The 14,895-nt window shown below is 43.2% G+C and carries 12 protein-coding genes; 7 read left to right on the forward strand and 5 right to left on the reverse strand.

Annotation, left to right across the window (positions count from 1 at the left end; all coding sequences use genetic code 11):
* Positions 1-16: 16 nt before the first annotated feature.
* Both carB and carA read right to left on the reverse strand, forming a co-directional pair.
* Positions 17-3,250, reverse strand: a complete 3,234-nt coding sequence (carB, locus tag N5J47_RS09040; protein ID WP_279959637.1) for a carbamoyl-phosphate synthase large subunit — start codon at positions 3,248-3,250, stop codon at positions 17-19.
* A 14-nt stretch (positions 3,251-3,264) separates the two neighbouring features.
* Positions 3,265-4,404 carry a glutamine-hydrolyzing carbamoyl-phosphate synthase small subunit gene (carA, locus tag N5J47_RS09045; protein WP_279959638.1) on the reverse strand — a complete coding sequence of 380 codons (1,140 nt, stop codon included), beginning with the start codon at positions 4,402-4,404 and terminating at the stop codon, positions 3,265-3,267.
* Positions 4,405-4,764: 360 nt separating this feature from the next.
* On the opposite strand from carA, the gene N5J47_RS09050 reads away from it, so the two are divergent.
* Positions 4,765-5,343 carry a hypothetical protein gene (locus tag N5J47_RS09050; protein WP_267980352.1) on the forward strand — a complete coding sequence of 193 codons (579 nt, stop codon included), beginning with the start codon at positions 4,765-4,767 and terminating at the stop codon, positions 5,341-5,343.
* 70 nt (positions 5,344-5,413) lie between these two features.
* Here N5J47_RS09050 and N5J47_RS09055 read toward each other — a convergent pair whose 3' ends face one another.
* On the reverse strand, positions 5,414-5,950 hold the full coding sequence (locus N5J47_RS09055) for a DOMON-like domain-containing protein (RefSeq protein ID WP_279959639.1): 537 nt from the start codon (positions 5,948-5,950) through the stop codon (positions 5,414-5,416).
* A 3-nt stretch (positions 5,951-5,953) separates the two neighbouring features.
* Positions 5,954-6,280, reverse strand: a complete 327-nt coding sequence (gene yhbY / locus N5J47_RS09060; RefSeq protein WP_034423105.1) for a ribosome assembly RNA-binding protein YhbY — start codon at positions 6,278-6,280, stop codon at positions 5,954-5,956.
* Between the two features lie 227 nt (positions 6,281-6,507).
* Between yhbY and rlmE the strand changes: the two genes are divergently transcribed.
* From rlmE to N5J47_RS09090, 6 genes are all read left to right on the forward strand, one after another.
* Positions 6,508-7,158 carry a 23S rRNA (uridine(2552)-2'-O)-methyltransferase RlmE gene (gene rlmE / locus N5J47_RS09065; RefSeq protein WP_004676658.1) on the forward strand — a complete coding sequence of 217 codons (651 nt, stop codon included), beginning with the start codon at positions 6,508-6,510 and terminating at the stop codon, positions 7,156-7,158.
* A gap of 137 nt (positions 7,159-7,295) precedes the next feature.
* Positions 7,296-9,191 (forward strand): ATP-dependent zinc metalloprotease FtsH, encoded by a 1,896-nt coding sequence (gene ftsH, locus N5J47_RS09070; protein ID WP_249570579.1) that lies wholly within the window; start codon positions 7,296-7,298, stop codon positions 9,189-9,191.
* Between the two features lie 139 nt (positions 9,192-9,330).
* Positions 9,331-10,182 (forward strand): dihydropteroate synthase, encoded by an 852-nt coding sequence (gene folP, locus N5J47_RS09075; RefSeq protein WP_279959640.1) that lies wholly within the window; start codon positions 9,331-9,333, stop codon positions 10,180-10,182.
* 78 nt (positions 10,183-10,260) lie between these two features.
* On the forward strand, positions 10,261-11,019 hold the full coding sequence (locus N5J47_RS09080; RefSeq protein WP_004676664.1) for an SIMPL domain-containing protein: 759 nt from the start codon (positions 10,261-10,263) through the stop codon (positions 11,017-11,019).
* 150 nt (positions 11,020-11,169) lie between these two features.
* Entirely contained in the window at positions 11,170-12,792 is a 1,623-nt protein-coding gene (locus N5J47_RS09085) for a VWA domain-containing protein (RefSeq protein WP_279959641.1), read from the forward strand.
* A gap of 111 nt (positions 12,793-12,903) precedes the next feature.
* Positions 12,904-13,218, forward strand: coding sequence for a DUF5713 family protein (locus tag N5J47_RS09090; RefSeq protein WP_279959642.1), 315 nt, complete (start codon positions 12,904-12,906; stop codon positions 13,216-13,218).
* A 38-nt stretch (positions 13,219-13,256) separates the two neighbouring features.
* On the opposite strand, the gene N5J47_RS09095 is transcribed toward N5J47_RS09090, so the two are convergent.
* Complete coding sequence (locus N5J47_RS09095; protein ID WP_279959644.1) at positions 13,257-14,852, reverse strand: CocE/NonD family hydrolase; 1,596 nt, start codon at positions 14,850-14,852, stop codon at positions 13,257-13,259.
* Positions 14,853-14,895: the final 43 nt, after the last annotated feature.

Consider the following 14,895-nt stretch of genomic DNA (forward strand, 5'->3'; position numbering starts at 1 on the left):
GCTTATCGGTACAGAATTAACCTACAGTTTGTAAATCTTGCAAGCGGTAAACATCCATTGGCAATTTCACGGCAAATGCTTGGCAAACTGCCTCTGCGCCATTGATGGTCGTGGTGTAGTACACTTTGCCTTGTAGGGCAGCACGACGAATCATTGCAGAATCATATTGAGCCTGTTTGCCTTCAGTGGTGTTGACAATAAGATGAATTTCACCATTTTTCAAGCGGTCAACAATATGTGGACGGCCTTCGGTGACTTTATTCACAGATTCACATTCCAAACCTGCTTCTTTAAGCACGCGATAGGTACCACCTGTTGCAACCAGTTTAAAGCCATACTGGATTAACTGCTTGGCAATGTTTGCAATGTATTTCTTGTCCGATTCACGAACTGACAGGAATGCATGCTTCACTTCACCTTCAGTCGGCAAGCCTGGTAAACGTTCATTTGAGCCAAGTACAGCTTTATAGAAAGCTTCACCAAATGTTGTACCAACACCCATCACTTCACCTGTAGACTTCATCTCAGGCCCAAGCATTGGGTCAACACCCTGGAATTTAGCAAACGGGAACACCGCTTCTTTCACTGCAAAGTGAGTTGGAATGATTTCCTTGGTGAAACCTTGTGACTCAAGCGATTGGCCCGCCATACAGCGTGCCGCTACTTTCGCCAAAGACTCACCAATACATTTCGATACGAATGGAACAGTACGGGATGCACGTGGGTTCACTTCAAGGATGTAAATATCATCACCCTTTACGGCAAACTGAACGTTCATCAAACCGACAACGCCAAGCTCTTTTGCCATGGCAACAGTCTGACGGCGCATTTCGTCCTGAACTTCCTGTGAAAGCGAGTACGGTGGAATCGAACATGCTGAGTCACCAGAGTGAATCCCCGCCTGTTCAATGTGCTGCATAATCCCGCCGATCACAACATCTTTACCGTCAGATACGCAGTCCACATCAACTTCAGTTGCATCATCAAGGAAACGGTCAAGCAGGACAGGGGCTTCATTCGATGCCTGAACTGCTTCACGAAGATAACGTTTTAACTCATCTTCGTTATACACGATTTCCATTGCACGGCCACCCAATACATAAGATGGACGAACAACCAGTGGATAGCCCACTTTAGCCGCTTCTGAAATACCTTCTTCAGCAGATTTGACAATGCTGTTGTTTGGTTGGCGAAGCTGTAGACGTTGAATCATTTGCTGGAAACGTTCACGGTCTTCTGCACGGTCAATCGCATCAGGTGAAGTTCCAATAATTGGTGTACCTGCTTCTTCCAAGGCACGCGCCAATTTCAAAGGAGTTTGACCACCGTACTGTACGATTACACCTTTCGGCTTCTCGGTACGTACGATTTCAAGTACATCTTCAAGTGTTACAGGCTCGAAGTACAAACGGTCAGATGTGTCGTAGTCAGTTGAAACCGTTTCAGGGTTACAGTTGACCATGATGGTTTCATAACCATCTTCACGCATTGCAAGGGCAGCGTGTACACAGCAGTAGTCAAACTCAATCCCTTGACCAATACGGTTAGGACCACCACCAATCACCATGATCTTGTCACGGCTGGATGGATTGGCTTCACATTCCTCATCGTAAGTTGAGTACATATATGCTGTACCAGATTCAAACTCGGCAGCACAGGTATCAACACGTTTGTAAACTGGATATACACCCAGATTCCAGCGATGCTTACGGAATTGCTTTTGTGAAATGCCCATCAAATCGGCAATACGCAGGTCAGATAAACCTTTGCGTTTAAACGCACGAATATTATCGACATTTAAATCGCCAAAACCTAAAGTTTTGATTTGATTTTCAGTTTTTACGATGTCTTCGATCTGGATCAGGAACCAGCGGTCAATCTTGGTTGCTTCAAATACGTCATCTAAAGAGAAACCGTGGCGGAATGCATCAGCCACATACCAGATACGCTCTGGACCTGGCACTTTAAGTTCTTTTAAGATAACGTCTTTGGCATTGGCTGTACCCGCTTCAACTTTTTCATCAAAGCCACTTACGCCGACTTCTAGACCACGAAGTGCTTTTTGAACCGATTCCTGGAAGTTACGACCAATTGCCATGACTTCACCCACAGATTTCATCTGAGTGGTCAATACAGGCTCAGCTTGTGGGAATTTCTCGAAGTTAAAACGAGGGATTTTTGTTACAACATAGTCGATTGATGGTTCAAATGACGCTGGGGTAATACCGCCAGTGATGTCATTTTTCAATTCATCCAGCGTATAACCGACTGCAAGTTTCGCAGCAATTTTGGCAATTGGGAAACCCGTTGCTTTAGAGGCAAGCGCAGATGAACGAGAAACACGCGGGTTCATCTCGATCACGACCATACGGCCATCTTTCGGGTTGATACCGAACTGAACGTTTGAACCACCTGTTTCCACACCGATTTCACGAAGAACCGCAACCGATGCATTACGCATGATCTGGTATTCTTTGTCGGTCAATGTTTGTGCAGGCGCAACCGTGATAGAGTCACCTGTGTGTACACCCATTGGGTCGAAGTTTTCAATCGCACAGACGATGATACAGTTGTCGTTTTTGTCACGAACAACTTCCATCTCGTATTCTTTCCAGCCAATTAAAGATTCATCAATCAATAATTGTTTGGTTGGCGAAAGATCAAAACCACGTTCACAGATTTCAATAAATTCTTCTTTATTGTATGCGATACCGCCACCAGAACCACCCATGGTGAATGATGGACGGATGATCACTGGAAAACCGAAACGTGACTGGATTTCCAGCGCATGTTCCATGCTTTCAGCAACATCAGCACGTGGACATTCCAGACCGATCTTACGCATGGCGATATCAAACAGTTTACGATCTTCTGCTTTTTCAATGGCTTCTTTAGATGCGCCAATCAATTCAACATTGTATTTTTCTAAAATACCGTTGGCATCGAGTGCAAGTGCGCAGTTTAATGCTGTTTGACCGCCCATGGTTGGCAGAACCGCATCTGGACGCTCTTTTTCAATGATCTGTGCAACCGTCTGCCAGGTGATTGGCTCGATATAGGTTGCATCCGCCATTGAAGGGTCAGTCATGATGGTCGCTGGATTCGAGTTGACCAAAATAACACGGTAGCCTTCTTCACGAAGCGCTTTACATGCTTGCGCACCTGAGTAGTCAAACTCACACGCCTGACCAATGACAATCGGACCTGCACCAATAATTAAGATGCTTTTAATATCCGTACGTTTAGGCATTATTCGCTCCTTAATTACTTCTTAGCTGCTTCAATCAGTTCGATGAAATGATCGAACAATGGTGCACAGTCATGTGGACCAGGGCTGGCTTCAGGGTGACCCTGGAAGCTGAATGCTGGTTTGTCAGTACGATGAATACCTTGGTTTGTACCATCAAACAGTGAACGGTGTGTCACCTTTAAGTTTGTAGGTAAAGTGCTTTCATCGACAGCAAAGCCGTGGTTTTGTGAGGTGATCATCACTGTACCATTCTCAAGGTTTTGTACAGGATGGTTCGCACCATGATGTCCATGATTCATTTTCATGGTCTTTGCGCCAGAAGCGAGTGCCAAAATCTGGTGACCCAAACAAATGCCAAATACTGGCAGGTTTGTGGTTTCAACAAGGGTTTTCACCGCTTCAATTGCATAGTCACATGCCGCTGGATCACCAGGACCATTTGACAGGAATACGCCATCTGGATTCAAGGCAAGTACTTTTTCAGCAGGGGTTTGTGCAGGAACAACAGTCAATTTACAACCACGGTCTGTCAGCATACGTAAGATGTTGGTTTTGACACCATAATCGTATGCCACAACATGATATTTTAATTCAGGTTGGGTAAAGCCCTGACCTAAAGCCCAGGAACCCTCGGTCCATTCAAAACCTTCAGGATCACAGCATTCTTTTGCGAGGTCCAGGCCATTTAAGCCGCCGAATGCACGCGCTTTTGCAATGGCTTCTTCTTCTGTAATATTTTCGCCAGCAAGGATACAGCCATTTTGCGCGCCCTTGTCACGTAAGATACGGGTCAATTTACGTGTATCAATATCAGCGATGGCAACAACATTGTGTTGCTCCAGATATTCGCTCAGCGATTGTTCAGAACGGAAGTTGCTGTGTAATAAAGGGAGATCACGAATAATCAAACCATTCGCCCATACCTTATGGATGCGACCTGATTCAACGTCTTCACTATTACAGCCAGTATTTCCAATATGAGGATAAGTCAGCGTCACAAGTTGTTGTGCGTAACTTGGATCAGTCAAAATTTCCTGATAACCAGTCATGGCGGTATTAAAAACGACTTCACCAGTCGTACTACCCGATGCACCGATAGACGTTCCTTTAAAGACCGTTCCATCTGCGAGGGCTAAAATGGCGGGGGTGCTCAAACCAAAGCTCCTGAACTAAAACCACAAAAATAGGGCTGTAAAAAAGCGAGTAGACATAAAAAAAGGCAGGCTGTCTTAAAAAAACATGCCCTCCTTCTGGTCTGCTCGCTTGTAACTTAACAGCGCATTATACGCATGAGTAGGTGAAAAGTCTATGTGTTTTGTCTATTAAAGTCAGGAATTGGTGTTTTTCTTTTATAAGTTTAAATGGACAGGTGTCTATTGCAAAATCAGTCATTCTTATAAATATATCATGAGATATTATGCAAATTGTCTAACAATTTTTTAGGGCTTTAGGTAGAAAGGGCTTTATCTTATATATAGCCAAAAAAGCAACAATCAATATAGAGGGGAATCAAAATGGCTGAAAATCAAACTGCAACAACTGTAACTGAAGAAGTGAAAGGAACAGTCGTGGCAAAAACTGCGAAAGCTAAAGAAGTTGTAGCAGAAAAAACGGCTGAGGTAAAAGAGGCTGTTGCTGAGAAAACGGCAAAGGCGAAAGAAGTCGTTGCTGAAAAAACCGCTGAAGTGAAAGAAGTGGTTGCAGAGCAGACAGCAAAAGCGAAAGAGGTGATTGCTGAGACTCAGGAACAGGCGAAAGAAGTCATTGCTGAAACTCAGGAAAAAATTGAAGCTGAAGCAAAAGAACTCAATGATGCTGTTCAAAATCAGTTTGCACAAATCAAGCAAGACATTTTACAGCGTATTGAAGTGATCAAGGCCCAGTTTAACTTGTCTCAAGAAGACCTGGTTGAATTCAAGAATGCCTTGAAAACTGAGTTAAATGCTTTGGTTGAAGACTTAAGCAAAGTCAGCAAAGAACTGAAAGATGACATTAGCCAGATTTCAGTAAAACACAAAGACACTTTGACTGAGAGCTTTAAACGTACCAAAGAACAAGCAGTTGAAGCTTGGAACAAGGTGCGTGCAAGCTAAGTCATCGCTTGCCAATAAAAAAGCGAGAATTGAGTTCTCGCTTTTTTGTTTTTAGACTTATTAAAAAAAGTTAAAACTGATGCAGCCAATCCCGTTTGTTATGGAAATCGGCCTGAGGGCTGCTATGCTGCATTGCAAAGTAATGTATGCCTTGAGTGGTATTTAACACTGCGGTTAAACCAAGATACAGGTCAGCCCATTTCAATTTATTTTGCTGCATAAACTGGGATAAATCCAGACTGACATTTAAGCCATAGTGGGTACGCTGTAAATGGTTCAACTCAATATCATAGGCAGCTACGGGCGGCATATTTTCTGGAAAGCGATATTCTTCAAATTGATAGGCCTGCCATGCCTGAGAGGGGGAGAGATTGATTTCACGATAGAAATCCTCATCTTTCACACCAATAAAAATCTCAAAGCAGGTCTGTTCCCATAAAAAGTCACGGCGGGGGTGTGCCGAAACCTGATCGGGATAAATCAGAAACTGATTTGGGTCACGCACCCAGAAACCAACATTCACAGTTGCTGGTGTTTGCTGCTCAATCGCCCCAACCACCGTAATGGCGTTAAAGCGATCAAAAGCCGACAATTCATAACTTGCCATTGCTTACTTATTACTGAGGTGAGCAAAACGAACGAGGTTGGAAAGATGCTGGTTTTGTTTGGCTGCCTTTTTATAAAGCAAAACAATTTTACCAATTTTCTGTACCGATTCCGCACCAGTCGCCTCAACAAGGGCATCAATCACTGCCGCACGCGCATCACGGTCTTCACCCGCAACTTTCACCTTAATCAGTTCATGGTCATTTAGCGCACGATTCGTTTCTTCAATGACGTTTTCTGTAAGACCTTGGCTACCAACCATTACAACTGGGTTAAGTGCATGACCAATTTGACGTAAACGCTTACGTTCATGGATAGATAAAGCCGCCATTAAAAATACCTGATTTGAAAAACGACCTAGTATAGCCTGCATCCCAAACCTAAGATAGATTCAGTAGGCAGACTGATCATAAATATTCAAGAAACTGTTGAAATAACCAATGATGTTGATCGAAAAAAATCTGTAAAAGTTCGTGTGATTACGCTACATCCGTACTGTAATGAGAGTAATTTTCACGTACAATGACCAATCAGAAGTGTTTTGAAATTTAGTGAGTTATGGCGACACGCATTACCAATCAAAAATTGTCTAAAAGCAGTCGTGCGTGGATGAGAGAGCATCTGGATGATCCTTTTGTTAAAAAGGCGCAGAAAGAGGGGTATCGCGCACGCGCAGCATATAAGTTACTCGAAATCCAAGAAAAATATAAACTGATTAAACCTGGCATGACAGTTGTCGATTTGGGCGCGGCGCCTGGTAGCTGGTCACAGATCGCAGGTAAGCTGGTCGGTGCCAATGGTTTGGTGATTGCATCCGATATCCTGCCAATGGATGCGCTTCCCGATGTGACCTTTTTACAGGGTGATTTTAGGGAAGAGGAAGTCTTCGAAAAATTGTTAAATATTTTAAATGGTCGTCAGGTAGACATTGTAATTTCTGATATGGCCCCCAATACATCAGGTAATAGGGCTGTCGACCAGCCACGCCAAATTTATTTGTGTGAGTTGGCACTGGATTTTGCTCAGAAAGTTTTAGGACCAAATGGACAGTTCGTGGTTAAGGTGTTTCAGGGTTCAGGATTTGATGAGTTTAGAAAACAGGTGGTTGATGGTTTTGATGTATTAAAAACAGCCAAACCTGCGGCGTCACGCGCTCGGTCAAAAGAGGTTTTTTTGATTGGACAGGGTCGTAAAAAGGCATTGCAATAAAAAGTGTACTTGCCAAGATGTTAAAAATTGTGCATTTTGTACCTTTTAAGTTTTTTGCAACGCAAATTCATTGCTGTTTTTGTGAAGGTCAGCCAAGATTAGGTATGATCAAATTAGATTGATATGGGAATAAAGCCTTGAGCGATTACTTCAAGAATGCCGTATTGTGGCTCATCATACTCGGTGTTCTGATTTTGATTTTTAGCAACGTCAGTGACCGCAATAAGCCTGCAGCGATGAAATATTCAGATTTCGTTGCAGCGGTGAATGCTGGGCAAATTAAACAGGTCACCATTGATGGCTTGAATATTAGTGGTGAGAAAACCAATGGTTCTTCATTTGAGACGGTTCGCCCACAAGTAGAAGACACTGAGTTGCTACCAAGCTTGAACAAACAAAATGTAGTGGTTGAGGGCACAGCGCCACAACGCCAGGGCATTTTGATGCAACTTCTCATTGCGAGTTTCCCTGTATTGCTGATCATCCTGTTGTTCATGTTCTTCATGCGTAATATGGGCGGTGGTGCTGGTGGTAAAAACGGTCCGATGAGCTTTGGCAAGTCAAAGGCAAAAATGCTTTCTGAAGACCAGATCAAGGTCACATTTACTGATGTTGCTGGCTGTGACGAAGCAAAACAGGAAGTGGTTGAAATTGTAGATTTCCTGAAAGACCCTGCTAAATTTAAACGTCTTGGTGCGACCATTCCTCGTGGTGTATTGATGGTGGGTCCTCCAGGTACAGGTAAAACATTATTGGCAAAAGCCATTGCGGGTGAAGCCAAGGTTCCTTTCTTCAGTATCTCTGGTTCTGACTTTGTTGAGATGTTTGTTGGTGTGGGTGCATCACGTGTCCGTGATATGTTCGAACAGGCAAAACGTCATGCGCCATGTATCATCTTTATTGATGAGATTGATGCGGTGGGTCGTCACCGTGGTTCAGGTACAGGGGGTGGTCATGATGAGCGTGAACAAACCCTGAACCAGATGCTTGTTGAGATGGACGGTTTTGAGGGTAATGAGGGAGTGATTGTCATTGCTGCAACCAACCGTGTTGATGTGCTTGATAAAGCCTTGCTTCGTCCAGGTCGTTTTGACCGTCAGGTGATGGTTGGTTTGCCAGACATCCGTGGTCGTGAGCAAATCCTGAATGTTCACTTGAAGAAACTTCCTTCAGTGACTGGTGTCGATGTTAAGGTCCTTGCTCGTGGTACGCCTGGTTTCTCTGGTGCGCAACTTGCGAACCTAGTCAATGAAGCTGCTTTGTTTGCTGCCCGTCGTAATAAAAATACGGTTGACATGCATGACTTTGAAGATGCAAAAGACAAGATTTACATGGGTCCTGAGCGTAAGTCAATGGTGATCCGTGAAGAAGAGCGTCGTGCAACGGCTTACCATGAAGCTGGACATGCGATTGTTGCTGAAATCCTACCAGGTACAGATCCTGTGCATAAGGTAACGATCATGCCGCGTGGTTGGGCATTGGGCGTGACTTGGCAGCTTCCTGAACAAGACCAGACCAGCCATTATAAAGACAAGATGTTGAATGAACTTTCAATCCTGTTTGGTGGTCGTATTGCGGAAGAAATTTTCATCAACCGCATGTCAACTGGTGCATCCAATGACTTTGAACGTGCAACCAAAATGGCACGTGCAATGGTCACCAAATATGGTATGTCAGATGCACTTGGTGTCATGGTGTATGAGGACGAAAACCAGAGTGGTTTCTTCGGTAATGTCGGTAGCCGTACTATTTCAGAAGCGACTCAACAAAAAGTAGACGAAGAAGTACGTCGTATTTTGGATGAGCAATATACCGTTGCACGTAATATCTTGGAAAATAATAAAGATATCGCTCATGCAATGGTGAAAGCACTGATGGATTGGGAAACGATTGATCGTGATCAAATCCGTGACATTATGGAAGGTCGTGAACCACAACCACCTAAGGTCTATATTCCTGAAAATCCAGTGGCTGCATTTGAACCACCGAAAGATGGTCCATCTACACCACCACCATTACCAGCAATGGGCTAATGGTTAAAATCAAGGAGAGTCGCTAAAAGCGGCTCTTTTTTTGTCCTTATTTTAGCCAAGCTGAAAATAAATCAACAATGTTCTCAGGAGAGTCTTGTTAAACTAAAGTGATTCGTAAAGTGTTAAGAGTTTTTTGATAATGCAGTTGATGCCATTACCACAGTGCCAGTTACACTGTGGTCGTTTTACACTGGATTTATCCCAACCCCAGATTATGGGTATTCTCAATGTCACCCCTGATTCATTTAGTGATGGCGGTCAGCATCATCATAAGGAGCAGGCGGTTGAACGTGCCTTACAGATGATGGGAGAGGGCGCAAGTATCATTGATATTGGTGGAGAATCCACACGCCCCAATGCGTCACCTGTTGAGCTTGAGGAGGAAATTCAGCGTGTGATTCCTGTGGTTGAAGCATTGGCAAAATATGATGTGGTCATTTCAATAGATACCAGCCAGCCAGAAGTGATTCGTGCTGCTGTAAAAGCGGGCGCACATATCTGGAATGATGTTCGTGCCTTAACCCGTCCGCAAGCATTGGAAACGGCTGCTGAGTTGAATATTCCTGTGATCCTGATGCATATGCGTGGTGAACCAACCAATATGAACCAGCTTGATCAATATACAAATGTCACAGAAGATGTGATGTATGAGTTACAGCAACGCTTGGATCAGGCACTCGAAATGGGAATCAAAAAGCACAATATTATCCTTGATCCTGGTTTTGGTTTTGCTAAAAATGCTCAACAGAATTTTCAATTATTGAATGAATTCTGGAAGCTGAACCAGATGGGCTATCCAATCTTGTCAGGTTTGTCACGTAAGCGTTTTATTGGTGAAGCCTTAAATGGTGTACCTGCACAAGAACGTGCGGTGGGCAGTGTTGTAGGACATCTAATGAGTATTCAGCAGGGTGCCAGTATTGTCCGTGCGCACGATGTCAAAGCGACCAGTGATGCCATTAACGTCTGGAAAATGATGTTAAATCAATAATAGTTTAGGGTATTGATAGAACCTTAAGGTTCTATTGGCTTGCTCCATAAGATTAAATAGAATGAGTGATATTGAAAAATGGAAAATAAAACAATTACATATAAAAGCTTGTGGGTGTTTGCACTCATTCTCAGTCTAGGATTTATTGTTTCGGCTGCGGTGATTGGCTATGCCGTGAAGCAGTTTAATAACAGCAGTAATTCAATTACCGTCAAGGGATTGGCAGAAAAACCAATTCAGGCAGATTCGGCCCGTTGGGAAATTAACCTGCAAACCAGCCATACTTCAGACAGTATTCCACAGGCCTACCAGTTACTTGATCAGCAAATGAAAACCTTGCAGGATTTCTTTGTTGAGCATGGGTTTAAAGCCGCTGATATGCAATTGGGCAATAAGAGTTCCCAGTCTTATTATGAAGAGGTGGAGACGGATGAGGGGCGAACCCGACGTGAGTTTAAAGGCTATATTGCAATGCAGTCTTTGGTGATCAACAGTCGTGATATTCAAAAGATTGAAAAGGCAGCCAAAGATGCGTATTTGCTGGATGAAAAGGGCATTGCAATTGCCCAAAAACCTGATTATCTGGTGTCTAATTTAGAAGAAATTAAAATGTCATTGATTGCCAATGCCACCAAGAATGCCTATAGCCGTGCCAATGAATTTGCCAAGGTGGGAGGTGCGAAAGTGGGGAGCATGCGTTCAGCCAGTCAGGGTGCATTTTATATTTTGCCTGAAAGTGGTTCGGATGAAGATAGTGATTATGGTGGAGCCTATGATAAAGCCACCATTAATAAAATTGCCCGTGTGGTGGTCACCATTAATTATGCGATTGAATAGTGAGGATTATTTTTTAATCACTATAAAATATTAAAAGAAATTATGAAGATCAAGATACATTCAAATACGGTGTATCTTTCTTTTTTTGCATACAATGATTTTGATCTAGCCATACATTTGAAAAGATAAATAAAATTGGGGAAATTGAAAATGCATCATCTTGCAAAAATATTTGCTTTAACCGTACTTGGCAGTATGATTGCCGCCTGTCAATCAGTTGAACCACAACATCGCCAAATTGCAATGGAAGCGCATGATCAGGCCATGTCTGCAAGTATGAAAGCGATGGCGACACCACGTCCTGTATTGGCAATTGCAGCCATGCCCGCACCTGCAATGGAACGCCAGCGTTTAGAGCAAAACACTGAAAAATATCAGAAAAATGATGTGAATCCTGTACATCGGGTTGCAGATCAGGCAGTTTCAACCTTTAGCATTGATGTTGATACAGGCAGTTATAGCAATACTCGCCGTTTCCTGAATGATGGACGTTTACCGCCAGTCGATGCGGTTCGTACTGAAGAAATGATTAATTATTTTGATTATCAATATCCACAGCCCAACAATATTCATCCTTTTTCAGTCACCACTGAAACGGTAGATTCACCGTGGAAAGAAAATGCCAAGTTAATCAAAATTGGTATTCAAGCCAAAGACTTGGCAACCAAACAGTTACCACCAGCCAATCTGGTTTTCCTTGTTGATGTCTCAGGAAGTATGGATGCCCCAGATAAATTGCCCTTGGTTAAGCAAACTCTACGTTTATTGACTGAGCAACTACGTCCGCAAGATAAGGTAACGATTATTACCTATGCTAGTGGTGAAAAACTGGTTTTGGAACCTACTTCGGGCGATCAAAAAGACAAGATTTTGCGTGTGATTGATGCCTTGCAGGCGAGTGGTGCAACCGCAGGCGAGCAGGCAATTCAACTGGCCTATCAACAGGCTGAAAAAGCCATGCTGAAAAATGGCATCAATCGGATTTTGCTGGCAACGGATGGTGACTTTAATGTCGGGATCACCGATTTTAGTACCCTAAAAGGCATGGTGGCGGAAAAGCGCAAAAGTGGTATTTCGCTCACGACATTGGGCTTTGGAACAGGCAACTATAATGAACAGTTGATGGAGCAGCTTGCCGATGCAGGCGATGGTAATTACAGTTATATCGACAATAAGAATGAAGCCAAAAAAGTGGTGCAGCGTCAGCTTTCATCCACACTTGCGACAGTGGCGCAGGATGTCAAGATTCAGGTCGAGTTTAATCCAGTGACTGTAAAAGAATACCGTTTGGTTGGCTATGAAAATCGGATGTTGAAACAGGAAGATTTTAATAACGACAAGGTTGATGCAGGTGATATTGGGGCGGGGCATAATGTCACTGCCATTTATGAGATCATTCCAGTCGGGCAGCAAGGCTGGCTCAATGATTCACGCTACCAAACCCCGACAAAAACCAATGCAGGAAATACCTCGGAATATGCTTTTGTCAATGTGCGTTATAAATTACCGAATCAGGATAAAAGTATTTTATTGAATCAGCCTGTGCCAGTAGGTCGTAAATCTTTATCCCAAGCCAGTAATGATACCCGTTTTGCGATTGCGGTGGCTTCCTATGCCCAGCAGTTAAAAGGTGGAGAATATAATGGTGCAATGGGCTGGGATCAGATTATTCAACTGGCTCAGCAGTCAGCCAAACCTGATCCTTATTTAATGCGAGAGGAATTTATTGAGCTGGCAAAAATCGCAAAAAATCTCAGTGCTAAAAAGGACTAGAGATTAAATTGATGAAAAGCGGTCGGAAAAACCGCTTTTTTAATGCCTAAATCTCGTGATTTGCAGCAGATTATGCTATAAGCATGGCGTTTTATTGACATCTTATTGTGTATGTTTGAAGATTTACTCCTCCCCATGTTTGATGATGAATATTATCCCGATATTCTGGTTGCCGAAGTCAAACAGCATATTCAGCAGTTCTCAAAAAAAGTAGCTGATTCAGGCATATCTGAATCGGATATTTATCGTTTCGCCCATCAAACCCTGATTGAAATTAACGAAATGAAACCGCAGTTTGATGATCTAGATTCAAGCCTGGACGATACGGCTGCAGATTATATTGCTGAAGCCATGATGATGATTGTGCAGGAGGCGGGATATTTGGAGATTGAAATGGAAGAGTTGATTGCCAATCGGGAGTGGTAAGCTGCACTCCCAAACTAAAATTCCTCTTTAAAAAATGATTATTGCGCTGTTTCACTCCAAAGTTTGGGTAAAACAATTTGCCCTGAAATCCCTGCCTCAATTTTAGGCTGTCTGATTTTTTGATAATAGATACTTTCACTATTGATCAATAAACCCAAAGTATCATTTTTATGCAATTTTGCATTGACACTTGGAAGTTCAATATTTTGACCTTCTCCATCTTGCTGTGATGAACCTTGTATCACCTGATCATAAAGGCGTTTTTTTGCTGGATTCAATGGCGTAGTCTGTTCATTTAGAATCTGGTATTTGCCCGTCCTGGCTGATTTTACTGCAACGGAAATAAACAGGGTTGGAGCGATTTGCCCAGACTTTGACTCAATGTTGAGTGTCAACTGTAGTGAACCCGTCATATAAGTGGTTTGGGTTGCGCTATGAATGGGAATAAACACTGCCTGTTTCGGTGTTGCTGCAATCCACGTTTTGGCAATGCTGTAGTGTGTGCTAGGTGTTAAATCACTCAGATGATTTACAGGGCTATGGTCAATACATAATTCAGGCAATGTTATAGGTGCTTGATCTTTAAGTTTCTGGTTAAACCACGCCATAATCGTATCTTGCAAATTATAGTGTTGTTTATTGCCACAACTGACTGACTTGCCAATATACCAAAATGGTGTATTGCCCAACGGTGAATGTTGGGCAAAAGGCTGTAAATGACCACCTTGAACACCGATTAAATGTACCTCATGCTGGGCATGCTGAATACATTGTGCAGCCTTGACTCCTTCATTAAATGGAAACAATACATCCCGAAATCCCTGAATAATCAGGGCATCTGCTTTTGGTGCCTGGGCATGTTCACAAAACCAGCTGGCCTGATGGGTTTTAAGGAAGTTATAGGTAGAATCCTTTAATTGACCTTGCTGGGTATCGACATAGGCCTGTTTCAATTCAGGATCAAACTTGTTCCAGTTCCACCAGTCACCAATCAGGTTGAGGAATGTAATCCAGTCACTTTTGGGAATCCCATTCGGGGCAAGGCTATTCACAATGTCATACCATGTTGTGATCGGTACAATCGCCTGTAGACGGGGATCTAAAGCGGAAACCAAATACTGTATGCCGCCTGCATAGGACTCACCAATCATACCTGCACGGACACCGTTCTGATTTTTTGCCAATTGAGGAAGATGTTGTTCAGCCCAGTTCATGATGCTGATCACGTCCTGAGCTTCCTTTTCAGGATCGGCAAGGCGAATTTTACCCTGACTATTGCCATGCCCACGCTGGTCATAACTAATCACCCAATAACCATTTTGCCAGGCTGTTTTTGCCACTTGTCCAGTCGGTAGCAGAAAACCATACAGGCTCAGGCTAGGGCGTTTCATACGGGACAAGCCAAAACCATGCGTATGCAATAACAAAGGCGCAGTTTGCCCGACCTTTAAATGTGGCTGATAAACAGTAAAAGCCAGTATCGTGCCATCGGGAGCGATGGTTTTTGCCTGATAATAGCGCTGTTTTAATTCACTGGTCTTGACTTGGGTAGAGATAGGTTGAACGGCGGCATGCATACAACCCTGTAATGCCAGAACTAAGCCAAACCATAGCCATAAAAGGTAGGTACGCATCGATTTTTTCATCCTTGATCAAATCTTTGGGAGCTCACAATGT

The organism is Acinetobacter sp. GD03645, from assembly GCF_029845285.1.
Lineage (GTDB): Bacteria > Pseudomonadota > Gammaproteobacteria > Pseudomonadales > Moraxellaceae > Acinetobacter > Acinetobacter corruptisaponis.

Excerpts from the sequence above, each read along its gene's own strand:
- carB (WP_279959637.1), bottom strand. The coding sequence starts at position 3,250 with ATGCCTAAACGTACGGATATTAAAAGCATCTTAATTATTGGTGCAGGT.
- N5J47_RS09050 (WP_267980352.1), top strand. The coding sequence starts at position 4,765 with ATGGCTGAAAATCAAACTGCAACAACTGTAACTGAAGAAGTGAAAGGA.
- N5J47_RS09055 (WP_279959639.1), bottom strand. The coding sequence starts at position 5,950 with ATGGCAAGTTATGAATTGTCGGCTTTTGATCGCTTTAACGCCATTACG.
- yhbY (WP_034423105.1), bottom strand. The coding sequence starts at position 6,280 with ATGGCGGCTTTATCTATCCATGAACGTAAGCGTTTACGTCAAATTGGT.
- rlmE (WP_004676658.1), top strand. The coding sequence starts at position 6,508 with ATGGCGACACGCATTACCAATCAAAAATTGTCTAAAAGCAGTCGTGCG.
- folP (WP_279959640.1), top strand. The coding sequence starts at position 9,331 with ATGCAGTTGATGCCATTACCACAGTGCCAGTTACACTGTGGTCGTTTT.
- N5J47_RS09080 (WP_004676664.1), top strand. The coding sequence starts at position 10,261 with ATGGAAAATAAAACAATTACATATAAAAGCTTGTGGGTGTTTGCACTC.
- N5J47_RS09085 (WP_279959641.1), top strand. The coding sequence starts at position 11,170 with ATGCATCATCTTGCAAAAATATTTGCTTTAACCGTACTTGGCAGTATG.
- N5J47_RS09090 (WP_279959642.1), top strand. The coding sequence starts at position 12,904 with ATGTTTGAAGATTTACTCCTCCCCATGTTTGATGATGAATATTATCCC.
- N5J47_RS09095 (WP_279959644.1), bottom strand. The coding sequence starts at position 14,852 with ATGCGTACCTACCTTTTATGGCTATGGTTTGGCTTAGTTCTGGCATTA.